At 62.7% G+C, this 26194-nt stretch carries 24 protein-coding genes and 1 tRNA gene; 13 read left to right on the top strand and 12 right to left on the bottom strand.

The features are described from left to right. Window positions 1–69: 69 nt before the first annotated feature. Window positions 70–1143, bottom strand: coding sequence for a transglycosylase SLT domain-containing protein (locus ACO550_RS10930; RefSeq protein WP_315592612.1), 1074 nt, complete (start codon window positions 1141–1143; stop codon window positions 70–72). Between the two features lie 651 nt (window positions 1144–1794). Between ACO550_RS10930 and ubiD the strand changes: the two genes are divergently transcribed. Together ubiD and ACO550_RS10920 are read left to right on the top strand one after the other, a co-directional pair. Next, window positions 1795–3312: a 4-hydroxy-3-polyprenylbenzoate decarboxylase gene (gene ubiD / locus ACO550_RS10925; RefSeq protein WP_315592613.1), complete on the top strand. Its 1518-nt coding sequence runs from the start codon at window positions 1795–1797 to the stop codon at window positions 3310–3312. A gap of 106 nt (window positions 3313–3418) precedes the next feature. Continuing rightward, on the top strand, window positions 3419–5419 hold the full coding sequence (locus ACO550_RS10920) for an acetoacetate--CoA ligase (RefSeq protein ID WP_315592614.1): 2001 nt from the start codon (window positions 3419–3421) through the stop codon (window positions 5417–5419). A 15-nt stretch (window positions 5420–5434) separates the two neighbouring features. Here ACO550_RS10920 and ACO550_RS10915 read toward each other — a convergent pair whose 3' ends face one another. Then, window positions 5435–6091 (bottom strand): glutathione S-transferase N-terminal domain-containing protein, encoded by a 657-nt coding sequence (locus tag ACO550_RS10915; RefSeq protein ID WP_315592615.1) that lies wholly within the window; start codon window positions 6089–6091, stop codon window positions 5435–5437. A gap of 286 nt (window positions 6092–6377) precedes the next feature. Here ACO550_RS10915 and ACO550_RS10910 point away from each other — a divergent pair, with 286 nt between their 5' ends. Continuing rightward, a complete protein-coding gene (locus tag ACO550_RS10910; protein ID WP_315592616.1) occupies window positions 6378–7604 on the top strand; it encodes a polyhydroxyalkanoate depolymerase in 1227 nt (408 codons plus the stop codon). Window positions 7605–7637: 33 nt separating this feature from the next. Here the strand turns inward: ACO550_RS10910 and ACO550_RS10905 are convergent, their stop codons facing one another. Further along, window positions 7638–8123, bottom strand: a complete 486-nt coding sequence (locus ACO550_RS10905) for a cupin domain-containing protein (protein WP_315592617.1) — start codon at window positions 8121–8123, stop codon at window positions 7638–7640. A gap of 237 nt (window positions 8124–8360) precedes the next feature. Between ACO550_RS10905 and ACO550_RS10900 the strand changes: the two genes are divergently transcribed. Beyond that, window positions 8361–9287, top strand: a complete 927-nt coding sequence (locus tag ACO550_RS10900; RefSeq protein ID WP_315592618.1) for an aldose epimerase family protein — start codon at window positions 8361–8363, stop codon at window positions 9285–9287. A gap of 120 nt (window positions 9288–9407) precedes the next feature. On the opposite strand, the gene ACO550_RS10895 is transcribed toward ACO550_RS10900, so the two are convergent. Further along, window positions 9408–9797 carry a DUF5594 family protein gene (locus tag ACO550_RS10895; protein ID WP_315592619.1) on the bottom strand — a complete coding sequence of 130 codons (390 nt, stop codon included), beginning with the start codon at window positions 9795–9797 and terminating at the stop codon, window positions 9408–9410. A gap of 334 nt (window positions 9798–10131) precedes the next feature. Between ACO550_RS10895 and ACO550_RS10890 the strand changes: the two genes are divergently transcribed. From ACO550_RS10890 to trmB, 3 genes are all read left to right on the top strand, one after another. Beyond that, window positions 10132–10536, top strand: coding sequence for a hypothetical protein (locus ACO550_RS10890; protein ID WP_315592620.1), 405 nt, complete (start codon window positions 10132–10134; stop codon window positions 10534–10536). Window positions 10537–10580: 44 nt separating this feature from the next. After that, window positions 10581–10655 (top strand) — tRNA-Gly (locus ACO550_RS10885). A 75-nt stretch (window positions 10656–10730) separates the two neighbouring features. Beyond that, on the top strand, window positions 10731–11513 hold the full coding sequence (gene trmB, locus ACO550_RS10880; RefSeq protein WP_315592621.1) for a tRNA (guanosine(46)-N7)-methyltransferase TrmB: 783 nt from the start codon (window positions 10731–10733) through the stop codon (window positions 11511–11513). Window positions 11514–11594: 81 nt separating this feature from the next. On the opposite strand, the gene ACO550_RS10875 is transcribed toward trmB, so the two are convergent. The 3 genes from ACO550_RS10875 to ACO550_RS10865 all read right to left on the bottom strand — a co-directional run bounded on the left by ACO550_RS10875 (window position 11595) and on the right by ACO550_RS10865 (window position 13441). After that, window positions 11595–12476 (bottom strand): undecaprenyl-diphosphate phosphatase, encoded by an 882-nt coding sequence (locus ACO550_RS10875; protein WP_315592622.1) that lies wholly within the window; start codon window positions 12474–12476, stop codon window positions 11595–11597. Between the two features lie 84 nt (window positions 12477–12560). Then, window positions 12561–13127, bottom strand: a complete 567-nt coding sequence (locus tag ACO550_RS10870) for a DUF1439 domain-containing protein (protein ID WP_315592623.1) — start codon at window positions 13125–13127, stop codon at window positions 12561–12563. Between the two features lie 26 nt (window positions 13128–13153). Next, window positions 13154–13441 (bottom strand): YkgJ family cysteine cluster protein, encoded by a 288-nt coding sequence (locus ACO550_RS10865; RefSeq protein ID WP_315592624.1) that lies wholly within the window; start codon window positions 13439–13441, stop codon window positions 13154–13156. Between the two features lie 253 nt (window positions 13442–13694). Here ACO550_RS10865 and ACO550_RS10860 point away from each other — a divergent pair, with 253 nt between their 5' ends. From ACO550_RS10860 to ACO550_RS10845, 4 genes are all read left to right on the top strand, one after another. Beyond that, window positions 13695–14453, top strand: a complete 759-nt coding sequence (locus ACO550_RS10860; protein ID WP_315592625.1) for a TetR family transcriptional regulator — start codon at window positions 13695–13697, stop codon at window positions 14451–14453. 273 nt (window positions 14454–14726) lie between these two features. Next, complete coding sequence (locus ACO550_RS10855) at window positions 14727–15380, top strand: protein-L-isoaspartate O-methyltransferase (RefSeq protein ID WP_315592626.1); 654 nt, start codon at window positions 14727–14729, stop codon at window positions 15378–15380. Window positions 15381–15393: 13 nt separating this feature from the next. Beyond that, window positions 15394–15717, top strand: coding sequence for a rhodanese-like domain-containing protein (locus ACO550_RS10850; protein ID WP_315592627.1), 324 nt, complete (start codon window positions 15394–15396; stop codon window positions 15715–15717). Between the two features lie 117 nt (window positions 15718–15834). Continuing rightward, window positions 15835–17313 carry a TolC family outer membrane protein gene (locus tag ACO550_RS10845; RefSeq protein ID WP_315592628.1) on the top strand — a complete coding sequence of 493 codons (1479 nt, stop codon included), beginning with the start codon at window positions 15835–15837 and terminating at the stop codon, window positions 17311–17313. Between the two features lie 7 nt (window positions 17314–17320). Here the strand turns inward: ACO550_RS10845 and ACO550_RS10840 are convergent, their stop codons facing one another. The 5 genes from ACO550_RS10840 to ACO550_RS10820 form a co-directional block, all read right to left on the bottom strand. Next, window positions 17321–18613 carry an O-antigen ligase family protein gene (locus ACO550_RS10840; RefSeq protein ID WP_315592629.1) on the bottom strand — a complete coding sequence of 431 codons (1293 nt, stop codon included), beginning with the start codon at window positions 18611–18613 and terminating at the stop codon, window positions 17321–17323. Window positions 18614–18702: 89 nt separating this feature from the next. Further along, window positions 18703–19530: a DUF4377 domain-containing protein gene (locus ACO550_RS10835; RefSeq protein WP_315592630.1), complete on the bottom strand. Its 828-nt coding sequence runs from the start codon at window positions 19528–19530 to the stop codon at window positions 18703–18705. A gap of 175 nt (window positions 19531–19705) precedes the next feature. Continuing rightward, a complete protein-coding gene (waaA, locus tag ACO550_RS10830) occupies window positions 19706–20980 on the bottom strand; it encodes a lipid IV(A) 3-deoxy-D-manno-octulosonic acid transferase (RefSeq protein ID WP_315592631.1) in 1275 nt (424 codons plus the stop codon). Then, on the bottom strand, window positions 20980–22071 hold the full coding sequence (gene waaC / locus ACO550_RS10825) for a lipopolysaccharide heptosyltransferase I (RefSeq protein WP_485994791.1): 1092 nt from the start codon (window positions 22069–22071) through the stop codon (window positions 20980–20982). Before waaC ends, waaA begins: the two co-directional genes overlap by 1 nt. Beyond that, the gene (locus tag ACO550_RS10820; RefSeq protein WP_315592632.1) at window positions 22052–23437 is read right to left on the bottom strand and encodes a phosphomannomutase/phosphoglucomutase; all 1386 of its coding nucleotides are present in this window, start codon (window positions 23435–23437) and stop codon (window positions 22052–22054) included. The genes waaC and ACO550_RS10820 overlap by 20 nt, the downstream gene beginning before the upstream one ends. Before the next feature lie 279 nt (window positions 23438–23716). On the opposite strand from ACO550_RS10820, the gene ACO550_RS10815 reads away from it, so the two are divergent. Both ACO550_RS10815 and ACO550_RS10810 read left to right on the top strand, forming a co-directional pair. Then, on the top strand, window positions 23717–24859 hold the full coding sequence (locus tag ACO550_RS10815; protein WP_485994789.1) for a glycosyltransferase family 4 protein: 1143 nt from the start codon (window positions 23717–23719) through the stop codon (window positions 24857–24859). Beyond that, a complete protein-coding gene (locus ACO550_RS10810; protein WP_315592634.1) occupies window positions 24856–26178 on the top strand; it encodes an exopolysaccharide biosynthesis polyprenyl glycosylphosphotransferase in 1323 nt (440 codons plus the stop codon). Before ACO550_RS10815 ends, ACO550_RS10810 begins: the two co-directional genes overlap by 4 nt. Window positions 26179–26194 lie beyond the last annotated feature (16 nt).

Below are 26194 nucleotides of genomic sequence, written 5' to 3'. Positions count from 1 at the left end.
ACGAAGAAAGGCACCCCGAGGGGTGCCTTTCTTCTTGCCATTGTCCGACCTTGCAACTGAAGGTGAAGGTCAGGCAGCCTGCGCGGTATTGCTTGCGGCTTCGAGCTTCTCACCATTCTGGTGATGCTCGGCCTGCGTCTTGCCGTCGCCAGCCGCCGCCGGCAGACCCAGCAACGTACGCAGACGCGCCCGTTCGGCCAGCACCTTGGCGCCGTAGCCACCATCGGTATTGGTCGTGGCGCCGACGTAGTACTTCAAGCCGCCTTCGATCGAGCCGGCGCGGGCGATGCAATCCTTCAGCACCAGCGCACCGATCTTGATGTTGGCGTACGGGTTCAACGCCGCAGCCACGCCGCCAACGGCTTCATACTTGTCCTGGTGGACCTTGGTCATCACCTGCATCAGGCCCTGCGCACCGACACCGCTTTCAGCGTACGGATTGAAGCTGGACTCGATCGCAATCACGCCCAGGATCAGCAGCGGATCGATGCCGACCTCGCGGCCCGTCATATAGGCAGCCTTGACCAGTTGCGCGGTGGCCTGCGTGGCCACGCGGTACTTGCGCGCGATGTATTCCGCCACGGCAGCCTGCTCGCGTGCGGAACCCAGTGCGCTCGTGTTGCGTGCGTCCAGCGCCACGCGCTGCACCGGAATCTGTGCGGCCAGATGTGCCACCGACGGGACCTTGCCCGCGGCCGTCTGGCTCCACTCATCCACGCCAGATACGGTCGGCAGGCCCTTGCCCTTGGTGGTGGCAAGCAGGCGCGCCGCGGCCGCATCGGCCGACATCGCCGGCACGGAGGTGCTGGCAATGGTGTTCGTCATGGTGTTTGCCGCGCTGGCATTGGCCATCGCCGCGTCCACCAGCACCGCAGGTGCTTCCTTGCCTGCCAGTGCCCCGGCAAGCGATGTCCGCCATTGCTGGCTGACCGTCAGCGTGACCGCTGCGGCCACGGACAACACCCCGAGACTGTTCAGGGTGTACTTCAAGGTTGTGCGGCCGCCGCGCAGCAATGCGCGACCTGCCACCGGATGCGCCAGTCGCACTTGCAGTGCGCGGCTCACACCGGGTACCGGCTGTCTGAAACGGACCTGCAATGCCCGTCCGACGCCTGGAAGATGAAGGGTTTTCCAACCACTCATACTTACCTCCATCCGTCGCCCGCTGCGCGCGCCTGACAACTGCGCGTGCCCGATCTCAACGTACTCAAGTAAGGATGCTGCGCCACCTAGCAGGGGTGTCCAGCATCTGTTGGCGGGCGCTCCCCATGCGCCCAACGAGAAACAGGGTACGAGCTTGGGGAGCCGCACCCTGCCACTAAAACTCATAACGACCCGGCATCCCGCCGGGGACTGCACATCGGGCACCTCCCGGGCGCCGCTTGATGGCAATCAGTGAGAAACATCGCCGCCGCTTTTTTCGCCACTTTTTCCGCATCAACTACTTGACACAGAAAGTCAGCTATGTTGCAACGCAATACTTCTCAGAGCAGACCGGATTGTAGGAACCCTTTTATAACCCGTCAAGCATAAGAAAAACGAAATCTCATACTTTTAGAAATATGTAACAACGCCCTTTACGACACTTCCGGTCGCTCTCCTCACCCAGAATCGCAGGCCACGCCTAGGCTCGCAGTAGCATGGGCCAGCCAATGAACTCAGAAATTACTTACAATTTCGATCCTTCGACTGGCACGATTTTTTTGCGCCTTTGAGATGGCGTGTGTATCGTCACACACATCCCAGTGCCCAGCCATGGATTGGCGCGACGCCGTATCCCGACCCGAATTCACTATGCAATACAAAGACTTGCGCGATTTCATCAGCCAGCTGGAACAGCGCGGCGACCTCAGGCGCGTGACCGCGCCGGTATCGCCAAACCTGGAGATGACCGAGATCTGCGATCGGCTGCTGCGGGCCGATGGCCCCGCCGTACTGTTCGAACGACCGAGTCGCGCCGATGGCGATATCTATAAAGTACCAGTCTTGGCAAATCTGTTCGGCACGACACAAAGAGTAGCGCTGGGCATGGGTGCATCTTCGCTGGAAGACCTGCGCGATATTGGCCGCGTACTGTCCGTACTGAAGGAACCTGAGCCGCCACGTGGCCTGCGCGAAGCAGGCAAACTGTTCACGCTGGCCAAGTCCGTGTGGGATATGGCGCCCAAGCGCGTCAGCAGCCCGGCGTGCCAGGAGATTGTCTGGGAAGGCAATGATGTCGATCTGGCGCGGCTGCCGATCCAGACCTGCTGGCCCGGCGATGCCGCACCCCTGATCACATGGGGCCTGGTCGTGACCAAGGGCCCGCACAAGAAGCGCCAGAACCTGGGCATCTACCGCCAGCAGGTGATCAGCCGCAATCAGGTGATCATGCGCTGGCTGGCCCATCGTGGCGGCGCACTCGATTTTAGGGAGCACGCGCTGGCCAACCCGGGCAAGCCATTCCCGATCGCCGTGGCGCTCGGCGCCGACCCCGCCACGATCCTCGGTGCCGTCACGCCGGTACCCGACACGCTCTCCGAATACCAGTTCGCCGGCCTGCTGCGCGGCAGCCGCACGGCGCTGGCCAGTTGCGTCACGCCGACATTGTCTGAACTGTCAGTGCCGGCATCCGCCGAGTTCGTGCTCGAAGGACATATCCAGCCTGATCCGAATCATCCGTCCGGCTACCAGCACGCGCTGGAAGGCCCGTACGGCGACCATACCGGCTACTACAACGAGCAGGACTGGTTTCCGGTCTTCACGATCGACCGCATTACCATGCGGCGCGACCCGATCTACCACTCCACCTACACCGGCAAGCCGCCCGATGAGCCGGCGGTGCTGGGCGTGGCGCTCAATGAAGTGTTCGTGCCGCTGCTGCAGAAGCAGTTTCCCGAGATCACCGACTTCTATCTGCCACCAGAAGGCTGCAGCTACCGCATGGCGGTAGTGCGCATGAAGAAGCAGTACGCGGGCCACGCCAAGCGCGTGATGTTTGGTGTCTGGAGCTTTCTGCGCCAGTTCATGTACACCAAGTTCATCATCGTGGTGGACGACGACATCGACGCACGCGACTGGAAGGAAGTGATCTGGGCCATCACCACGCGCGTGGATCCGAGCCGCGACACGGTCATGGTCGACAACACGCCCATCGACTATCTGGACTTCGCGTCGCCAGTCTCGGGCCTGGGCTCGAAGATGGGCATCGACGCCACCGACAAGTGGCCCGGCGAAACCACGCGCGAATGGGGGACCCCGATCGCCATGGACCCAGCGGTGAAGACGCGTGTCGACGAGATCTGGGGCACGCTGTTCGAGGCCGGCCGCTAGCCGCCGGCGAGGTGCCCGGTAGTCCGCTATCATCTGCGGACTATCCATCACTTGAAACTCTTCAAGCTCTAATGGCCTGCGTCAGACAGGCTGCGGAGGAGACCAGATGACCGTTGCAGGAAAGCTGTTGTGGACGCCCAGCGCGGCGTTCGCCGATGGCAGCCAGCTCGCCGCATTCATGCAGTGGCTGCGCGTTGAACGCGGGCTCGATTTCCACGACTACGCCAGTCTCTGGCAATGGTCGGTCACCGATATCGAAGCGTTCTGGCAGGCCATCGTCGACTACTTCGACGTGCGTTTCGACACGCAGCCGAAGGCTGTGCTGGCCCAACGCACCATGCCCGGCGCGCGCTGGTTCGAAGGCGCCTCGCTCAATTATGTGCAACAGGTCTTCCGCCATGCCGGCGCCGGAATGGCGCGCGAGCGCGCAGCCATCCGCCACGCCGGCGAGGCGCAGCCATTAGCCGATATCAGCTGGAACGAACTCGAAAAGCAGGTGGCATCGCTGGCCCATGCGCTGCGCCAGATGGGCATCGGTCGCGGCGATCGCGTGGCCGGCTACCTGCCTAACATTCCGGCCACTGTCGTGGCATTCCTGGCCACGGCCAGCGTCGGCGCCATCTGGTCCGGCTGCGCGCCCGACATGGGCCAGGTGGCCGTGATCGACCGCTTCCGCCAGATCGAACCCAAGGTGCTGATTGCCGTCGACGGCTACCGCTATGGCGGCAAGGCCTATGACCGTGCACCGGTGATTGCAGACCTGGTGGCCGCCCTGCCCTCGCTGACCGATCTCGTCATCGTGCCGTCGCTTGGCAGCCATGTTGCAGTGGATGCGCGCGTGCGCCGCCACGCCTGGGCCGAGGTGCTGGCCCATGACGTGGCGTTGCAGATCGACCCGGTACCGTTCGATCACCCGCTGTGGATCGTGTACTCGTCGGGCACCACGGGCATGCCAAAGCCGATCGTGCACGGCCACGGCGGTATCGTGATCGAACAGCTCAAGCTGATGGCATTCCACAACAACCTCGGCAGCGACGATGTCTTCCACTGGTACAGCAGCAGCGGCTGGATCATGTGGAATGCGCAGGTGGCAGGCCTGCTGCTCGGAACGACCATCGCGCTCTACGATGGCAACCCCGCCTGGCCCGATGCCGGCGTGCTGTGGCGCTTCGTGGACGATGCGCGCGTGACGATGTTTGGCGCTGGTGCGGCGTTCTTCACCAACTGCATGAAGGCTGGCGTGGAACCGACACAGATCGCCGATGTTGCGCGCCTGCGCGGCATCGGCTCGACCGGCTCGCCACTATCGGAAGATGCCTACGCATGGATCTACGAACATGTGCGCGATGACGTCTGGCTGGCGCCGATGTCCGGCGGCACTGACTTTGCTGGCTCATTCGTCGCGGGATGTCCGCTGTTGCCGGTACACGCCGGCGAGATGCAATGTCGCTGCCTGGGTGCGAAGGTCGAAGCATTCGACGATGATGGCCGCGCATTGATCGACGCGGTGGGCGAACTGGTCTGTACCGAGCCAATGCCGTCGATGCCGCTGTTCCTGTGGGGCGACGCCGACGGCAAGCGCTATCGCGACAGCTATTTCGATACATATCCGAACGCATGGCGTCATGGCGACTGGATCCGCATCACGCCACGCGGCGGCGCCATCATCTATGGGCGCTCGGATGCCACGATCAACCGCCACGGCATTCGCATGGGTACCAGCGAGCTCTATCGCGTGGTCGAGGAGTTGCCCGAGGTACTCGACAGCATGGTCGTCGATCTCGAGTATCTGGGCCGTGAATCGTATATGCCGCTGTTTGTAGTGTTGCGCGAAGGCGTGCAGCTTGACGAGGCGTTGCGGGATACGATGCGTGCCCGCATCCGCACCGCCCTGTCCTCCAGGCATGTGCCGAACGAGATCGTGCAGGTACCTGGCGTGCCGCGCACGCTTTCCGGCAAGAAGATGGAAGTGCCCATCAAGAAGCTGCTGCTCGGCCATGCGCGCGAGCAGATCGCCAACCCTGACGCAATGGCCAACCCCGATTGTTTGAGCTGGTACTTCGCCTACGCGGCCGACTATCTCGCACGCCAGCCGCGCGTGGCTTGAAGCTGTTGCTGGAGCTCAGAACTCGACGTCGAGCTCGCTGATCTCGTCGGGTTCCTCGCGCGCTGCGTGGATCCATTCCTGCATCTCGGGCATGGCCAGGATGGTCTTGCAGAACTCCACCAGCGGCGCGTCGAGCTTGACACCGTAGGTAACAAATCGCGTGACCACCGGCGCGTACATCGCATCGGCCATGGTGCGATGCTTGCCGAACAGGAACGGTCCGCCATAGCGCGTCAGGCATTCGTCCCAGATGGCGGTAATGCGATCGATATCGGCCTGCGCGCGCGACCACACCTTGAGCCCGGGAAAGTGCCCTTTGAGATTCATCGGCAATGCGGCGCGCATCGCGGCAAAACCGGAATGCATCTCGCCACAGATCGCACGGCAATGCGCGCGCGCCGCCAGTTCATCGGGCAAGAGCTTGGCCTTGGGGCGAATCTCGTTGAGGTACTCGGCAATCGCGAGCGTATCCCATACGGTCACGCCCTGATGGCGCAGGCATGGCACCAGGATCGACGGCGACAGCAGCAGGATTTCCGCACGCGCCGCGGGATCATCGGGCGGCACCAGCACCTCCTCGAACTCGAGTCCGGCAAAGCGCGCCAGCAGCCAGCCGCGCAGTGACCACGATGAATAGGTCTTGCTGCTGATGGTCAGCGTTGTCTTGGCCATCTTGCCTCCTCCGCCCCCCGGGGCGTGATGTTCGCTTGCAGTATCGGCGTAGCCGAAGCGTTTCGCCAGTACGCACCTGCGCGGTGCGCAAGGTTGAGATGCCCGGCACCAGTGCGAGGCTGCCGGCCCGCGCGAACCGCTCGCCGCGCGGTCCATGCGCCACCTCGCGCACCTTGCGTGTTCGCGCGCACGTAACTCAGATGCAATTTGCAAACGGCATGCCAACATTGGTGCCGATGGCATATATATTGCGGCTATCGGGCTCGCCACAGAGAGGAACCGAGCCATGCTCTATCAGGCCTACCAGACCTACGCAGACATGATGCAGCCAGCGTGCTCGCTGGCCGACATCACGGCCACGCTGCTCGCCGCGCTCCGTCGCGCCGACCATTGCGAGCCGCTGCGCGCGCTGCGCGGCGGATGCGAAGTGTTGGCGCTGGCGCGGCTCACACACTATCGCCCGCCATTCGGTATCGACAGCGTGCGCGTCAATGGCGCAACGGTACCCGTGGTAGAGGAAGTGGTCACGCGTACGCCTTTCTGTTCATTGCTGCGCTTTCGGCGCGAAGGCGTGCCGCAGCAGCCACGTGTGCTGCTGGTGGCACCGATGTCCGGACACTTTGCCACGCTGTTGCGTGGCACCGTGGAAACCATGCTCCGCGACCATGACGTCTACATTACAGACTGGCACAACCCGCGCGACGTGCCGGTGGCATTCGGCCGCTTTGGCTTCGACGAATTCGTGCAGCACCTGATCACGTTCCTGCATGCGCTGGGTGGCAATACCCATGTGGTGGCGGTGTGCCAACCCACGGTGGCAGCACTGGCCGCGGTGGCATTGATGGCGGAAGATGGCGACCCCATGCAGCCGCCAAGCCTGACCCTGATGGCCGGGCCGATCGACGCACGCGTGAATCCGACCAAGGTCAACGAACTGGCCATGAGCCGCCCGATCGAGTGGTTCGAGAGCACACTGATCGGCTATGTGCCATGGCGCTTCTCCGGGGCGATGCGGCGCGTGTATCCCGGCTTCGTGCAACTGATTGCGTTCATGAGCATGAACCGTGAACGTCACGAGCAGGCGCTACGCGACCTGTACGAACTGCGTGCGCATGGCGAGCACGACAAGGCCGATGCGATCCAGACCTTCTACACCGAGTATTTCGCCACCATGGACCTGACGGCGGAGTTCTACCTGGAAACGGTCAGCCTGGTGTTCCAGCGCTTCCTGCTGGCGCAGGGATTGCTCGACGTGGGCGGACGCCGTGTATCGACGCGCGCCATCCAGCGCACCGCGCTGCTTACCGTCGAAGGCGAGCGCGACGACATCTGCGCAATCGGGCAGACCATGGCAGCACAGGATCTGTGTTCGAGCCTGCGCCCATACATGCGCATGCACCATATCCAGACCGGCGTCGGCCACTATGGCGTATTCAACGGCAAGCGCTGGGAAGCCCAGGTCTATCCGCTGGTACGCGAAACCATCCACATGAGCGACGAAATACGCCGCTAGGCGATATGCCGGCCGCGCCGTGCAGCTACACCGCTACACGGCCACGTCGCGCCAGGCCTGCTGCGCGGTCTGCGTCCAGGGCGTAACCGGTGGTACCTCGCACGGCGCCGCGGCATCGATTGTCTTGAAATCGGCCGGCCCGACAATCTCCAGGTACTCCATGTCCGGCGAGTAATCGAACAGGTAATGCACGATGCCCGGGCGCTGATGCACGCAGTCACCGGTAGCCACCAGCGTTTCCTGATCCTCGTACATGAAGCGCGCCCAGCCCTTGAGCATCAGCACGACATGAAAGTCAGCCACATGGCGATGCCAACCGGTACCCTGCTCGGGCGGTAAGTTGGCCTTGACCAGTTGCACCAGCAGCTTGCCGTGCGTGGCATCGGCAATGCCGAGATCGCGATACAGGAAGAAATCGCGCAAGCCCTGGTCGACGAACCCGGTGTCGCCCGGCCGGACATGGGAAAAGCGCGTGTCGGATGCCAGCGAGACGGGCTGGAGCGGGGGTAGCTGGGACATGGAGCACTCCTTGTTCAGCGTGGGGATGGCCATGGGTTATGCAAGAAGCCATGGCCCGATTCGCGCAGCAACATTCGCGCCGGGCGATTTTGGGGAGAAAGTGCCGCAGGCATTGCGCCACGGTGCCATGCGCGCGCCGGGTGCACGTCGAGCGTACGTCAGGCAGCGCCGAAATGAGGCAGCGCGCCCCATGACGGTGGCCCGACTTGCGCTACGCTTCGGACTTCAGACGCTTCGATGAAAGACACGATGACGGGCACGATGACCACTCAGCAGTTCCAGGGCCAGGACCTGGTACGGATCGGCAGCGATGACAACTATATTCTGCTGGCGCCTGCGCATGGCGGACGGCTGGTGCGATGGGTCTGTCGCGGGCAAGACATCCTGTACTGGCCCGCGGATGCCAACGCCGACTGGACGCGCGTTGCCAAGATACGTGGCGGCAACCCTCTGCTGTTCCCGTTTATCGGCCGGCATTTTGTCGATGGCGAACCCGGCAAGTGGCGCGATAGCGCAGGCGCGATCCATGACCTGCCTCAACACGGTTTTGCACGTGACCTGCCGTTTGTGGTCTCCGAAGTCTCCGAGACTGCCGTGAGCCTGACGCTGGCATCGTCGGCCGCGACACTTACAGGCTATCCGTTTGCGTTCGTCTTTACGGTCACCTATCGGCTGCTGCCGGACGGGCTCGAAGTCACCTTGCGCACACGCAATGACGGCGCAAGCGGTATGCCACCGCTGCCCTACTACGCCGGACATCATTTCTATTTCGCCCTGCCGCATGACCAGCGCGCGCAAAGCCGCGTGTCCATGCCTGCGGCATTGCGCATGCGCCAACAGGCCGATGGCAGCGTGGCCCCATCAGGGCACGGCGATCCTGAATATCCGCTCGACGATCCGCGCTTGCAAGACACCTTCCACGTTGTGCAGGGCACAGGCGCGGTGCAACTTGAACTGCCCGCGCGCAGGATCGACATCGCACTCGACTCTGCGGGCTCAGTGCCGTGGTATGCGGTCACAACCTGGACCGAACGCGACGATTCAGATTTCTATTGCGTGGAGCCATGGCTTGGCCTGCCCAATGCCATTGAACATGGGCACGGGTTGCGCTGGATCGAGGCCGGCGCGGAAGAATACGCGGTCTGCAGGCTCACGGTCAGCTAGCCGCTCGCGACTTCGCTAACGTCTACCTCAACTTCCACACTTTCGCCACAATTCGGACACCTGATTTAACAACTCTCGTTGCGGAACCGCGCGACAATTACGGCACGCGCATTGCAGCGGCTAGCGTATCAGGTGTTCGAAGTCGAGCCCGCCAATCAGCACGGCCCGATCGGCCTGCGTGCGCGAATTGAGATCGATCTGTCGAGGCTCCTGCCAGGCATTGAGCTTGGCCGGCAATGCATCGAGATATTCCGCAAACCTCGTTTCGCCGCCCGAGGCAAACAGCCGGTCGACTTCGATGCCGTCCCACGACAGCGTGATGTCGAGCGGATAGCCATATCGGCCACCCTCGGGATGGACCGATGCCCTCACGCGCAGGCGCGCAGGCTGGCCCGGCGTGAGCGGCGGCACTATTTCGGCATGCAGTGTGCCGCGACTGAATCGGGCGATGCGCTCGGCGATGCGCGGCAACAGTTCGGCGGTAAAGCGTTCGGCAGGAACGGGGTGCACGGGCGGGGGCGTCTCGTGATTGGGGTAGCGGCTATTGTGCGCCGGGTTGGCGTCGATGGAGAAGCGTTTGATGGGGCAGGAGCATGTAGGGGGCCAAGGCTCCGTCGGCAAGGTCGATATGTCGAAAGATGAACCCCTGACCGCGGCAGCGCTACATCGGGCGTTTGCGGCTCAGACGAAGCGACTGGTCATTTTCCTGGCGGCATTGGAGGCTGCGCTCGTTAGCGCGGCGTTTCTTGTTGCGTGTAACGAATACTAGTTGCGCTGGATTGATTAGCGGCACAGGCGAACAACGGCGCCAGCGTGCCACCGTACTGGAAACTGGAGGAAAGCGATGAGAGTGGCAACGGAATGGGGCGAAGACGGAACTGTCGGCAACCGGCTTCCGCTTGTCTCCCAGGCTTTCGTGGAAACGGTTAGCCGCCGGTTCGAAAGCCTGGAAGGGAAAATTGGCGACATGCGCGACCAGTTCATCGAGGTAGGGAGCCGGCTTGATAATGTCGAGAGTCGACTGGACAAGGTTGAAATCCGGCTCGATAAGGTCGACACCCGGCTCGATAAGGTCGAAAAACAACTCGACAGGGTCGAGGTGCGCCTTGACGCTACCGCAACCCGGGCAGATCTTGAGAGCATCAGGACAGAACTGTATCAAGCCATATCCGCGCAAACCTGGCGCATGATCACAGCGGCCGCGGCCCTTGTGGCGGCAACGTACTATATCGCCCGCTACGTCCATTAAAGACGTGGCCAAGCCATGCTACAATCCGCCCCCAGTAAGCCTTAGCGGGCGTCGTATAATGGCCATTACCTTAGCTTCCCAAGCTAAAGACGTGGGTTCGATTCCCATCGCCCGCTCCACTTCTCACCTGACAAGCCGCCTCTGGCACCCGGTCGATGTACGATCGGCGATCCGCCCGGCGGTTTTTTGTTGCCATGCTTCCCCAAGACACCAATACCGATACGCTGCCGGACGATAACGTCGACGGCGAAAACGGACAAGCCTCAGATACTGCCAACGCCAAGCCGGGCGATGAAGTCGCGCATCCGCGCCGCATCCGCTCGTTCGTGAGGCGGGCCGGCCGCACCTCTACCGGTCAACAGCGCGCCATCGACGATCTGGGCCCGAAGTTCATCGTGCCCTACAAGCCTGAGCCGCTGGACTTGCTGGCGACATTTGGGCGCGAGGCGCCGGCGATCCTGGAAATCGGTTGCGGCATGGGCGAGACGACCGCGCATATTGCCGGAATTCGTCCTCAGGACAATTTCCTGGGCTGCGAGGTACATGAGCCGGGCGTGGGCGCACTGCTCAAGCTGATTGGTGAACGTGACCTGCAGAACGTGCGGATCATGAACCACGACGCGGTCGAAGTCATCGCCCACATGCTGACGGAAGGTTCACTCGATGGCGTGCATATCTTCTTTCCCGATCCGTGGCACAAGAAGCGCCATAACAAGCGCCGACTGGTGCAACCGCCGTTGGTCAAGTTGCTGGCCAGCCGCCTGAAGACGGGCGGCTATCTCCACTGCGCGACCGACTGGGAAGAGTATGCACACCAGATGGTGGAAGTACTCAGTGGCGAACCAGCGCTGGAAAATACCTCGCAGGCCGAGGGCGGTTTTGCCGAGCGGCCGGACTACCGGCCGGTGACCAAGTTCGAGAAGCGCGGCTTGCGCCTGGGGCACGGTGTGTGGGACGTGGTGTTCCGCAAGAAGTAAGCCGAACGGTCAGCAGAAAATCAGGCAGGAAACAAAAAAGAGGGGCGGTTGCCCCTCTTTGCATTCTTGGCCGACTGATGTTTATGCGTGCCAGGAAACGATACCCGTCCAAGCGGTCAGCAGCACGATGATCCCGAAGACGATCCGGTACCAGGCGAACGGCTTGAAGTCGTGCGTGGCCACGAAGCGCAGCAGCCAGCGAACGCACAGGAACGCCGACAGGAACGCAAATACAAAGCCGATGCCAAAGATGCCGAGGTCGTCGGCGGATAGCAGCGCGCGCGCCTTGTATAGTTCATAGACCGTGGCGCCAAAAATCACGGGAATGGCCAGGAAGAACGAAAATTCCGTGGCCACCTGGCGCGACAGGCCGAACAGCATGCCGCCGATAATCGTGGCTCCCGAGCGCGAAGTACCCGGCACTAGCGCGGCGCACTGCGCAAGCCCGACCTTGAGCGCATCGCGCCAGTTCAGGTCATCGATCGATTCGATACGCGGCGCACCGGCCTTGGCGGCTTCCAGCAGCGCATTGCCTTGCGGGTGCGATACCGTGCCACGACGCGCCTCGCGCCATTCGGCCCACAGGATCACCACGCCGCCAACGATAAATGCCAGCGCCACCGTGATCGGGTTGAACAGATGGGCCTTGATCCATTTGCCGAACACCAGCGCCAGCACGATGGCCGGCACGGTGGCCACGATCACATTGATGGCGAACCGTTGTGCCTTGGGCTCCGACACGAGGCCACCGAGCACCGCGCCAATGCGACGGCGGAACTCCCAGCAGACCGCCAGGATCGCGCCAAACTGGATCACGATCTCGAAGATCTTGCCCTTCTCGTCGTTAAAATCCAGCAACTGACCGGCCAGGATCAGGTGGCCGGTACTGGAGATGGGCAGAAACTCCGTCAATCCTTCGACGATGCCGAGAATGACGGCCTTGAGGGCCAGTGCAATATCCATATGGACTCAAAAAAGTAGGCGCGAAAAAGGTAGGCCAAGGCCCGCCCGCGATGCGCAAGGCATCGCATTATTGTTGATCTGGATTTACGGCCGATTAATCTTGACGTTGATACCGTCGGGAAGCACGGTGATTGTACCGGGCTCCACGCTGGTGCCGGCAAGCCTCAACTGCTCAGGCTTGAACGTATAGAGCGGATAGTTCTGCAACAGTTGCTCGGACAGTATCCCACCCAATGCGGTCAACTGGCGTGAAAACTGGCTTGGCAGGCCTTGCACATCGAATTGCCTGACCTCGGGGTCCTGCAACACCAGCGCATGCGTGGGCGAGTCGTAGCGCAGCGCACTGTCCAGCGCGAAACGGCCGGTCAGCGGCTGCCTGAAGAACAGGCGGTTATCGACGGTGGCATCGAAGCTCACCGTCACACGATTGCGGGTGGAATCAAGCGCCAGTTGCGGATTGGCAAGCTGGATGTCGAACAACTCCATGTAGCGCTTGTTGAACGGAAACTTTTTCTGCAATGCCTCCTGCAACTGGCTTTGCGAAAACGTGTACTCACTGCGGAATGCGCTGCAGCCCGTCAGCCAGCCCGTGGCCGCCAGCGTGGCCACTCCGGCGGCGGCCAGCCAGCGCCGGCGCGTCATTGCGATCATGCATCGATCTCCTTCAAACAGTACGGTCAGGCCGGCGCGACAGCCGGAGCCGTCTCCCGCTCCAGCCGGGCCAGCCAGACCATGGCCGCGTCACGCGAGTCGCCACACATCTCGGCCGAAGGCCGCAGGCCGCCGCAGAAGCCCGGGCGCTCCGGCAGGCCGAATACGGCACAGCGCATATCGGGCAACAATTGCGCGCAACGCTGCCCGGCCGCCTTGCCATCGGGCATCCCGGGCAACGGCGACGTGATGGACGGCGCAATGCAACAAGCACCGCAACCCGCGCGGCAGGTCGGTTCAGACTGGCAAGACATGGTGAAGGTTCAGCGGCAAATGCCGACAATACTGTGTGCGCAGCGCCAACGCGCCGCAATGCTGCATTGTGCCTGACACGAGTCGCCGGACCTGAAACAAAGGGCAACATGGGTACTATTCAGCACTCATGGTAGTTTCCAAGCATATGCTGACCATGTTTCGAACACGGCTTGACCGTGCAACATCGGTCCACTACATTACTGACCGAAGAGTTATTAACGTTCGGCGCATCGCGCACGACTTGCCTGGCCTGTGAACCCCGCCCTGCCCAAGAAAGATTCCGATACACCGCGCTGGAACCGGCGCAAGGCCGCGCGCCCACAGGAGCTGGTGGCCGCCGCGCTGGAGCTGTTTGTCGAGCGCGGCTATGCCGCCACGCGGCTCGACGATGTTGCGGCGGCAGCCGGCGTGTCCAAAGGCACGGTCTACCTCTACTTCGCCAACAAGGAAGAGCTGTTCAAGACCGTGGTGCGCGAGAACATGGTCCCGGCCCTGACCAAGGGTACCGACCTGGTCGATACGTTCGAAGGGTCCACGCCAGAGCTTCTGCGCGAGCTGCTGCTGGGATGGTGGGGCCTGATCGGCTCCACACGCGTGGCCGGACTCACCAAGCTGATCATCGCCGAATCGGGCAATTTCCCGGACATCGCGCAGTTTTACCAGGACGAAGTCATGGGTCCCGGCGATGAACTGTTCGCCCGCGTGCTGGCGCGAGGCGTGGCACGCGGAGAATTCCGCAATGCGCCCAGCAACCCGACGACGACGCTGTTTTGCGCGCCGCTGGTCTTCCTGATGCTGTGGCGCAGCGCGTTCAGCCAGGTGAATATTCCGGCTATCGACCCCGATGCGTTCGTCGACCAGTTGTTGCAAGTATTGCTGTTCGGCCTGACCACGGGCCCCGCCCGCGATACCCCGCTGCCCGCGCCGCAAGGCCCTTTTGTCTGGGAGCGCATCCGTGACGAATTCATGGCCGAACGCGCCGCGGCACAGGCCGGCCAGGACGAAGCATAGGCAGCAAGCATGACCATGCCGCACTTTACATACCCATCCCTGTGCCACAGCGCAACAAAGCTGTGCGACAACCGCGCGCTAATCGTTTGTAAACATGCCAGCGCGGTTCGCGGAGGTAAAATGGCGGGCTTTTGCGTAACTTCCCGGCGGGTGGCGGCTTCGGCCCCGGCCGGGTCGTGGCGCCCGCGGCATCAACCGAAACGATAGCGCTGACGGCGAGGCAACTCCCCGACCGGCGGCGCACCCCCGCAAGTATCTGCAAGGAAAGGCAAGATGGATCTCGAAAAAGCCCGATTCAACATGATCGAACAGCAAATCCGCCCATGGGACGTGCTGGACCAGGAAATCCTGGACCTGCTGGCCGTGGTCAAGCGTGAGCAGTTCGTGCCGCAAGCCTATGCCGCACTGGCTTTCGTCGACATGGAGATTCCGCTGCCGGCCGGCGAGAACATGCTGCCCCCGCGCGTGGAAGCCCGCCTGCTGCAGGACCTGAACGTGCGCAAGCATGAGAACGTGCTCGAAATCGGCGCCGGCTCTGGCTATATGGCCGCCCTGCTGGCCAACCGCGCGCGCCACGTGCTGACCGTCGATATCCGCCCCGAACTGGTTTCGCTGGCTCGCCAGAACCTGTCCGCGGCCGGGGTGCACAACGCCGAGGTTGCCGAGGGCAATGCTGCCGAAGGCTGGGCCGTGGCCGCTCCGTACGACGTGATCTGCATTTCGGCTTCGGTGCCGGAAATCCCGCAATCGATCCTGTCGCAAGTCAAGGTGGGTGGCCGCATCGCCGCCATCGTCGGCACGGCGCCCGTGATGGAAGCGCGCATCGTGACGCGCGTTTCGGAAACCGAATACCAGGTGGTGAACCTGTTCGAGACGCTGGTCAAGCCGCTGCAAGGCGCCGCCCAGCCGTCGCGTTTCAAGTTCTGATCCGGAGTTGGCCATGCAGGTAATTACCGCCCCCGAACTGGCGCAATGGCTGGCCGACGCCGGCCGCGCCAAACCAGTGCTGCTGGACGTGCGCGAGGATCTTGAGATCCGCACGGCCGCAATGCCCGGCATCACGCATATCCCGATGGGCCAGATTCCGGCCCGCCTGAACGAGATCGACGAAGACGCCGAGATCGTCTGCATCTGCCACCACGGTGCACGCAGCATGCAGGTAGCGAGCTTCCTGGAGCGCCAGGGATACGCCAAGGTCTACAACCTGACCGGCGGCATCCATGCCTGGTCAACCCAGGTGGACCCGTCAGTTCCGCAATACTGACCAGCGCCCGCAGTACCCGCAGTACCCGCAGTACCCGTCGTATCTCGTCCTTGCCGTACTACCCGTCGCAGTAACCGAACGTTGGCCGCGCGTGTCGTGCGGCAAGTTGGAGATGAAATGAGTTTTGCGCTTTCCGCCGTGCCCGTTACGGCCAGGAAATCCCTGGCGTTCGCGGCTGCCCTGCTGACCTGGCTGCACATGCCGTCCGCATTGGCGGCAGACCTGCTGCAGGTGTATCGCGATGCGCAAGCCAATGACGCCCAGTTTGCTAGCGCCCGCGCCCAGTTGCTGGCCACGCGCGAGAAGCTGCCGCAGGGTCGCGCGGGCCTTCTGCCGCAGGTGGCCGGCACGGCCGGCGTCCAGCGCACCATGGCCGACTACAGTTCGCCGGTCGACGTTAGACGCTACTTCAATGCCAACACCTGGGCCTTGCAGCTGACGCAGCCTTTGTTCCGTTGGGATCGCTGGGAAACCTACAAACAGGGCGAGCTCGCATCGCTGGCCGGTGAAGTCACGTTCCAGCAGGCACAACTGGACCTGATCACGCGCTCGTCGCAAGCCTATTTCGACGTACTGGCCGCGCAGGACAATCTCTACCTGGCCGGCGCGCAGAAGAAAGCCATTGGCGAGCAGCTGGAACAGGCCAAGCGCAATTTCGAGGTGGGCACGGCCACCATCACCGATGCCAATGATGCCCAGGCACGCTTTGACCTGGCCACGTCCACCGAAATTGCAGCCCAGAGCGCGCTCGAAGTGACGCGTGCCACGCTGCAGCAGATCACCGGCAAGCCGACCGACGAACTGATGGGTCTGCGCCCCGAATCAGCAATCCCCGGTCCCATGCCGGCCGATGTGAACGCGTGGGCCGCGCAAGCGGAGCAGAGCAATCCGCAGGTCGGCATTGCCGGCTACAACCTCGAAACCGCGCAGCGCGAAACCAACAAGGCCAAGGCCGGCCATCTGCCTTCGGTCGATCTGGTCGCGTCGTACGGCTATACCAATGCCCAAGGCACCGCCACGCAGCTCAGCAACGTCGGCAGCCGCTATAACTCGGGCGTGGTGGGCGTGCAACTGAGCATCCCGATCTATTCGGGCGGCCTGATCCAGTCACGCGTGCGCGAGACGCTGGCGCTGGCGGACAAGGCGGCAAGCGATCTGGAATTCGCGCGCCGCACCGCCGCGCAATCGGCACGTCAAACCTACTCGGGTGTGTTCAACGGCCTGGCACAGGTCAAGGCACTGGAAGCGGCCGAACGCTCGGCGCAAAGCGCGGTGGAATCGAACCAGCTCGGCTATGAGGTGGGCGTGCGGATCAATATCGACGTGCTGAACGCCGAGGCACAGTTGTTCTCCACGCGCCGCGACCTGGCCAAGGCCCGCTACGACACGATCATGAACGGCATGCGACTCAAGGCATCGACAGGCGTGTTGTCGGAAGCCGATGTGGTGCAGATCAATACGCTGCTGACATCGGCGCCGGGGGCGTTGTACAAGCTGCCGGGGAAGACGAGTGTGGGGGCGGCGTCGGGGACGAAGCCGGTGCGAAGCAACGGCCGCCGAGAAAACACTTTGCCGGGTGCCGCACCTCGGTCATAACTGCGAATCAAACCCCGCGCGTTGCACAAGCCGTGTGCTTGCGCTTCCGCGCCGAGACAGTCGCCACACTCGCTGAAGCTCGCATTTCTCGGACTGCCAGTCCCAATAGCAGTCCGATCACCCCCGCGTAGAACACCATGTTGGCTTGGTGCGCCATCGTGACCTGGGTCAAACCAGACAAAAGCGACGCCATTACTACCGCCAAGCCCGCACCGCCGAGGCTCTCACCACGGGCGTTGCCAGCTGCACGGCATGCCCTCAGAGCGCGCCAGAACATTGCAGCAGGCACCAGGAACAGTCCCAACATGGTCAACAACCCCGGCACACCTGTGGTAGAGGCAGCCTCGACAATATCGTTATGGGCATGCTCAAGTACGCAAGCCACAGATTCCGTGCGATTCTCACAATACGGCGCATCGTGCAAGATTCGAGCGAATTGCCCGACGCCGACACCCATCCATGGATGGTCTGCGAAATAGTGCATGCCAATTTCCCAGATCTGCAGCCGCGCGCCAACAGATGATTCCGCATTGCCCTGCTGAAACTGATGCACTTCAAGCACGGCCTTATCTACGCGCGGGGCTACCGGGCTTCCGGGTAGCAAGTACAAGCCGACAACCAGCGCAACAAGTCCTGCAGATGCCGCCAGGAACATGCGTACGCTGAACCCTCGATAACGAATCAAGAGCAATGGGAACAACGTCACGAGCATGGCCACCATGCCGCCGCGCGTACCGTTCATGATAAGGATCGGTACGGCGCAAAGAATGTTGAACCAGGCTGCAGCGTGTGTGCGAAAGCTATCCCCAGACCGAGCAAAACCAACCAGCGCGAGTGCTGCAACCATGTTCGCGAACGCAATTGGCTGTACCCATGCCGCAGGACGACCGTCGGCGAGTACGGTGAACTGGTAGGTGACGATCAGCAATGCGAGAAACAATCCCACTGTGATCCCGCTCCAGAGTCGCTCCGGATTCGGCGCTGTGCGCACGATCATCCAGCAGGTCACCACTGCCAATAACGCTCGTGATGGGTTGTCGATCACGTTCCATGGTGTGTGGTGGTAAAACTTCGACGCCACGTAGACGGCCAGAAATGCCACCACGCTGATGGCCAGCGGCACCAGAACGTCGGAGTGCTTTCTCCACTCGCGCCCAAGACCTCGGCCCCCAATAAGAAGCAGAACACCAACGCCCGCCAGAAACACCCCTGCCCCGCGCGGCACGCAGAGGATCAGGATGGGGAAGGCAAAGACAAGGGCATCGGCCATCGTGGATAGCCGGTTGTTGCTGACGGTCATGGTCGGGCTGGATAGTCACGAATCCGCCAGATGACAACACATCACCTGGCGGATATCAAATCAGGCCCGCATTCTAAACGATCGACGATTTACCCCCCGCGCTTGCGCTCCACCACGTCCAGCAATTGCCAACGAATGGCCGACGCGTCGGCCGGCGGGTTCGGTACCTGATATTCGCGCACACGCAGCTTGTAGCTGACGCCTGACTCGAAATCGAGACCTTCGATCGGGCCGTACCACAGCTGCCACGGTGCGTCGGCGGACTCGCGCCAGCGGTAGCACTGCATCTTGCCGACGCCAGTACACGCCACGCGCTGCGAGTCGATATAGACGATTTTCTCCTTGCCGCCGGTACTGCCAGTAGCCGGGTCTACCTTGTCGCCGCGGCGGCCCACCCCTTCCCGCTCAACGAACTGCAGCAGTTCGCCGTCGGCGGTTTTCCAGATCACCTGGCGGCCAGTGGAGCCTGCAGACGGCTGCGTGCCCACGGTTGTGAACGGCGTCTGCATTGCCTTGAGCAGCGCAGATTCCAGCTCCATGCGCGGACCCGGGCAAGCCATGCGCGTACCGGCGACGCGGTCGAATTTAATGCCGGTGCCGGTCTTGCCATAGCTCCCGGTAAAGCGGTTGCAGCCGCTGGTGCCACTGACCGTGCCTTGCGATGAATCGATGCCGTCGCTGAAATTGAAGACAATGGGTTCACCGTTGTCGCCGTGCGGAATGTCCCGCAACGAACCGTCGGCGCGTTGCCAGCGCACCAGTTCCCAGCGGCTCGGCCCGCTGGAACGTGTTTCATTGAGGCTGGCGCTGGCCGAAGGATTGTCCGGCGGCTGGCCGGTGGCGCAGGCGGAAATCATGACGGTTGCTCCCAATGCCATGGCGGCGGCAAGAAGACGGAATGATTGGTGTCGGGGCATATGGATTGGCTCCTTCCATTTTTTGTCAGGTGTCGTCGCGGATTCACCGCTTGCCCTCTCCCCCGGCCCCTCTCCCGCGCGCGGGAGAGGGGAGAAAACAAATCTGGAGGAGAGGGCAAGCGGCGCAAAGACCACTAATGCCATTCAGTCTAGCCGGGGAAGTAGCCTTTGTATGTCAGCGCAACACTGGTGCGAGCGCAGCAAGTGTCCGAGCCGTCGCCCCGCGATGCAAACCGGCAAAGGTCAATGCATGGGCGCGCATATCGGCCAGCCGCGCCGGATCATCGAGCACCGCTGCTGCCGCCGCCATCAGGCCATCGGCATCAGCTACGCGTTCACATGCGCCCGCGGCAATCGCATCCTCGGTGGCCTGCGCAAAATTGAACGTATGCAGTCCCATCAGCACCGGCGTGCCCACCGCGCAGGCTTCGATCAGGTTCTGTCCGCCGAGCGGAATCAGGCTGCCGCCGATATAGGCAATATCAGACGCCGCGTAGTACATCGCCATCTCGCCCATCGAATCGCCCAGCACGATGTCAGCGGTAATCGGCGCGCCGATCTGGTCGATATCGAGTGCACTGCGGCGCTGGACTGTGAAACCTGCACGCGTTGCCATGGCCGCCACTTCATCGAAGCGTTGCGGATGACGCGGCACCAGCAGCAGCGCCGGACGCGCGGCACCGGGCCAACGCGAGAACGCTTCAAGAATCAGCGGCTCTTCGCCCTCTCGCGTGCTGGCAGCAGCCAGCACATGTCGATCGCCAAACGCGCGCCGCAGGGTCTGCCCACGCGCCACGCCAGCCTCGGGGGGCTGCATGTCGAACTTGAGGTTGCCGGTGATCTGCACCGACTTTACTCCCAGCGCGCGGTAGCGTTCTGCGTCTCCTGCCGTCTGCGCCAGTACCATCGTGAAATCGTTGTACAAGGCAGCAGCCGCATGACCAAAGCGCGCCGTCCGCCGATAGCTGCGAGGCGACAGGCGCGCGTTGACCAGGAACAGTGGTACGCCCACGCGGCGCGTCACATGCACCAGGTTTGGCCACACCTCGGTTTCCATGATCAGTCCCGCGTCGGGGCGGAAGTACGACAGGAAACGGCGCACCAGCCAGGGCATGTCGTACGGCAAATAGCACTGCTGCACGCGCGGATTGGCGCCGTACAGTTGCGCACCGGTCTGACGCCCGGTCGGTGTCATATGCGTCAGCAACAGGCGATGCTGCGGATAGGCGCCCAGCAGCGCATCGATCAACGGCTGCGCCGCGCGCGTTTCACCGACCGATACCGCATGTACCCAGAGCCACGGACCGGCAGATGGCAGATCGCCATACTGCCCGAGCCGCTCGCCAACATGCTGGATATAGCCGGGTTCCTTGCGCGAGCGCCAGACCAGGCGCAACAGTGCCAGTGGCAGGATCACCAGCCACAACAAGGTATAAACGAAACGAAGCATCAGACCGGCACCCCGCGCACGCGCCGCGCGGCGGCATAAACCTCATCGACGCTCGGCACGATGCCGTCGTCGCCCACATTGGCGATGCGGTCCGACCAGTAGCCTTCGGTCTTCCAGCGCCATGTGGCGGTATAGATTTCCACGGTGGGTCGGCATAGCGCCGCGGCAATATGCACCAACCCGGTATCGACGCCGATCACCACCTCGGCCCGGTTGATCAGCCCAAAGCCCTGCATCACCGAGAAACGCGGCAACACCTGCGCGCCGGGCATACCGGCAGCCAGCTCTTCGGCATCGCGACGCTCCGCTTCATTGCCCCACGGCAACAACACGGTCAGCCCTTCCGCATGCAGCTTGTGGCCCAACGCATGCCAGTTCGCAACCGGCCAGCGCTTCTTGGCACCCGCCGTGGCATGAAAGCAGACCGCATAACGTGCCGGCAATCCATTCCAGAGCGGATCATCGACATGGAGCGTACTAGCTGCCGGACCGAAGAATCGCGGCGGCTCGGGTGGCGTGACACCGGTCAACGCCGCCCCAAGCAAGCGCGAACGCCGAACCGAGTGGGTCTGGCGCGGCACCTTGACCGGTGCCGTGTAGAACAGCCGCGCGGCGGGCTCGTAGCCCGAGCCCTGGGTGGCATTGCCCAGTCCGATCACTGGCGCACCGGCAGCACGCGTGGCTGTGCGCGCCACGATGGCGGTCTTGAGCAACCCCTGCGTTTCGAGCACCGCGTCGTACGCGTGCTCGCGAATCGCCGCGCGCAAGGCGCCCACTTCGGACCAGGTCTGGCCCTGCCAGAACCGCTTGCGCCAGCGTCGCAACGCAAATGGAATCACGCGGCGTACTTCGGGCAACAGCTTTACCAGCTCGACATAGCCTTCTTCCACCACCCAGTCGATCTCGGCCTCGGGCCAGCGTGCGCGCAGGTCGTGCACCAGCGGCATGTTGTGCACGACATCGCCCAGCGATGACACCTTGACGATCAGGATGCGCGGGCGAGCCGGCATGGCAAACGACGACACCGCCGCCAACGGCGCCGGTGTCGTCACAGCGGACGGCTGCACGGACTCAGAACGGGAGCTTTGCATCCGGCTTTTCTGCGAGGATCACGCGCTTGAACTCGGCCTGGATGCGGGCCAGCGCGGCGTCGTTGTCAGCCTCGAAGCGCATCACCACCACCGGCGTGGTATTCGAGGGACGCGCCAGGCCAAAGCCGTCGGGATACTCCACGCGTACGCCATCGATCGTGATCACTTCCCGCGCGCCGTCGAATTTCGCATTGGCGCGGATCTTGTCGAGCAGCGTGAATGCCTCGCCTTCCGCGACCTTCAGCTGCAATTCGGGCGTGCAGTTCGAATTCGGCAGCGCGTTGAGCACGGCGCTCGGGTCGGCGTGGCGCGACAGGATTTCCAGCAGGCGCGCACCGGTGTACAGGCCATCGTCGAAGCCGTACCAGCGGTCCTTGAAGAACACATGTCCACTCATCTCGCCGGCGATCGGCGCGCCGGTTTCCTTGAGCTTGGCCTTGACCAGCGAATGGCCGGTCTTCCACATCAGCGGCTCGCCGCCATGTTCACGGATCCACGGTGCCAGCTTGCCCGTGCACTTCACGTCGTAGATGATCTGCTGGCCCGGATTGCGCGACAGGATCTCCTCGGCAAACAACATCAGTTGCCGGTCCGGGAAGATGACCTCGCCGTCCTTGGTCACCACGCCAAGCCGGTCGCCATCGCCGTCGAAGGCCAGGCCCAGCTCGCAGTCCGTGTCGCGCAGGCACTTCATCAGGTCCTGCAGGTTCTCAACGTGTGCGGGGTCCGGATGGTGGTTCGGGAAATGGCCGTCCACATCGCAGAACAGCTCGACCACCTCGCAGCCGAGGCCACGGAACAGGTCGCCCACGAACGCACCAGCCACGCCGTTGCCGGCGTCGAGCGCGATCTTCATCGGGCGGGCCAGCTTCACGTCGCCAAGGATCCGATCAAGATATTGCTGACGGATATCAACCAGCTTGTAGCTGCCGCTGCCCTGCGTGAACTTGCCGGCCACGATGCGCTGGTGCAGCCCCTGGATCTGCTCGCCATAGATGGCCTTGCCACCCAGCACCATCTTGAAGCCGTTGTAGTCGGGCGGATTGTGGCTGCCGGTCACCATGATGCCCGACGTGGCGCGCTGTCCGTCCAGTTCGATATTGGTGCCGAAATAGACCATCGGCGTGGCAACCATGCCGACGTCGATCACGTCCAGGCCCGCGGCGCGCAGGCCTTCGACCAGTCCGCCAAGGAGGTCGGGACCGGACAGACGGCCATCACGGCCCACCACGACGGCTTTCTCGCCAAGCTCGACGGCGGCCGAACCGAAGGACAGGCCGATGAAACGGGCCACTTCCGGGGTCAGCGTCTTGCCGACGATGCCGCGGATGTCATAGGCCTTGAAGATCGAGGGATCAATTTGCATGTGGCTTCCTGGAGACAATGTTCATCATGCGAATCCGCCCCGGGCAACATGCCACAGGACGGGGCGCGGGCAGGGCGCCAAAAACACGTATTGTGCCGGATTGCGCGTGGCGCAGGCGCTATAATCCCCACCTGCCGCCCACCCAGGGGATTTTTGCAGCCCTTTTGGCCTGGTTTCGGTCTGCCCTCGCACGTTTTGTTACACATCTGGTCCAATCAGGCAGGCGGTTGACGGAGGCCCGTCGCTTCGATCCGGGTTTCCTTATCGATTGTTCCGCCATTGCCCTTGCCTACGTTGCCAAACCGGCCGCGCATCGCCTATCTCATCACCAATTCGGAGACCGGCGGCGCCCAGACCCATGTTGCCGACCTGCTGCGCGCCATGCGCGGGCAGGCCGATGTCACGCTGCTTGCCGGCGGGGACGGGCCACTGTTCGACCTGGCAAATGAACTCGGCATTCCATCCGTCCGGTTGGCGACCATGGACAATGCCCTGTCGCCGTTCAAGGCGGTCATGGCGTTGCGAGAGCTGATGGCTGCGCTGCGCCAGGCCGCGCCAGACATTCTCCATACCCATAGTGCCAAGGCCAGCGCGCTGGGTCGCATTGCTGGGCGGCTTCTGGGCATACCTGTCGTCTACACGGTGCATGGCTTTGCATTCAAACCGGCCGCCCCGTGGAAGCAGCGGTTCGTGGGCCGGATCGCCGAGTGGCTGCTGGCACCGTTCACGAGTCATGTCATCTGCGTGTCGGAGGCCGAAGGGGCCATGGCGCGCAGCCTGCCGATTGGCGTTGACCGCGTCACCGTGATTCCGAATGGCATTGCCGACAGCTCCGCACGCGCCGACGCAGCTCGCCCGGTGCAACGCGTCATGACGGTCATGCGCCTGGCAGCGCCAAAGCGCGCGGATACCCTGATCCACGCTTTCGCAGCGGCACGATTGCCCGATTGCGAACTCGTCATCGCTGGAGACGGCCCACAACGTAACGAGCTGGAGCAACTGGCGCATCAGTTGGCACCCGGACGCGTGCGTTTTGCCGGCAGTGTTGGCAACGTTCCTGATCTGCTGGCCGGTGCACATATTTTTGTACTGGCCTCTGACCATGAAGGTTTCCCGATCTCGATCCTGGAAGCCATGCGCGCCGGCCTACCTGTGATTGCAACTGACCTTCCCGGGATTCGCGAGCAACTGGGCGGCGGGCAGTGCGGCGTACTGGTGAACGGCAACGACCCGCTGCCATTCACCAAGGCGCTCGATACTCTGGCGTCAGATGCCAGCCAACGCGTTACGCTGGCCAAGGCCGCCCGCGCGCGTTGGGAGACACTCTTCGGCCTGGATCCAATGGTGCGCGCAACATGGGCCGTCTATCAGAAGGCCCTGGTCAATCGTCGCATCGTCGATACCCGAGTCACCTCACCATGAGTTCCATTCAAACGCAACCCCTTCGTCGGCACGGCCCCGGCTCTCACTCCGCGCGGTCAGAAACGATCCGCCGCGCCAGCCGCATGATCGGTTGGGCGGCAATCGGACTCATCCTGTTCGGCATCAATGCCGCCCTGTCCGAAGTCGCCCATCAAGCCGGTTTTGTCACGCACGTGTTTCCCCGCACGCTGCTCTGGTGCGCGTTGCCATACCTGGCAGCGTTCGTGCTGCTCCACCGTTCGCTCCATCTACCTGCAATGGAAGGCAGCAGCATCGTTGGCCTGGCGACCACCCTGCCCTTTGCGTTTTTGCTGATTGTCTACGCAGGCTTCCATATCGAATACTCGCGTGGCGCCGTGCTGGTCAGCTATAGCACCACGCTGGCCTGGATCTGGTTCGGTTACCGCCGCTATGTGCAGAAGTACGTCCCGGTATTCGGGTACATGGATCCGGAAACCATGCGCCAACTCGACCGCATCATTGCAATGCCGGGCGCAAACCCGCCGAGTGTGACGCGCTTTGAACTGATTCGCTCGATGCAGGACGCCATGCATTGCGATGGCATCATGGTGGAACGCGGCTTGACGGCCGACTCCGCGCGCACGCGTCTACTTACCCAATACAAACTGGGCCACGTACGCATGTATTCGGTGGAACGAATCGGCGAGATGCTCACGGGCCGCGTCGGGCTGGACCACATCGACGAGAATTTCTTCGACGACTATGCAGACCACTACCTCTATGGCTACGTCAAGCGGCTGATCGATATCGTCGGCGTGATCGCGCTGGCGCCGATTGCATTGCCAGCAGGCGTTACCGTGGCACTGGCGGTGAGCATGGAAACCGACGGTGGCGCATTGTTTCGGCAGCGCCGCGTGGGTCTGTTCGGCAAACAGTTCACCATGCTGAAGTTCCGCAGCATGGGCGTAGACAAGCATTCGCCTGCGCAGTTCGCAGCACGCCGCGATCCGCGCGTGACCCGTGTCGGCCGCATTATTCGGAAGTACAGGCTTGATGAAATTCCGCAGCTGTGGAATGTATTGGTGGGCGACATGAGCTTTATTGGCCCGCGCCCCGAACAGGTGCCGATGGTGGAATCCTTTACGGAATCGATCCCCTACTACCCTTACCGTCATCTGGTGCGGCCGGGGCTGTCTGGATGGGCGCAAGTGCGGCAAGGGTATGTGGGTTCGCACGAGGAAACCGTGACTAAGCTCAGCTACGACCTGTATTACGTCAAGCATTGTTCGTTTGCGCTGGATTTGCTGATTGGCGTGAAGACCTTGCGAACGCTTGTGACGGGGTATGGGGCACGGTGACTGAGCAATTCTTCCC

It is taken from the genome of Cupriavidus sp., assembly GCF_057315035.1.
Note: the sequence above shows the minus strand (reverse complement) of the source record. Positions and strands in the feature narration are given on the sequence as shown.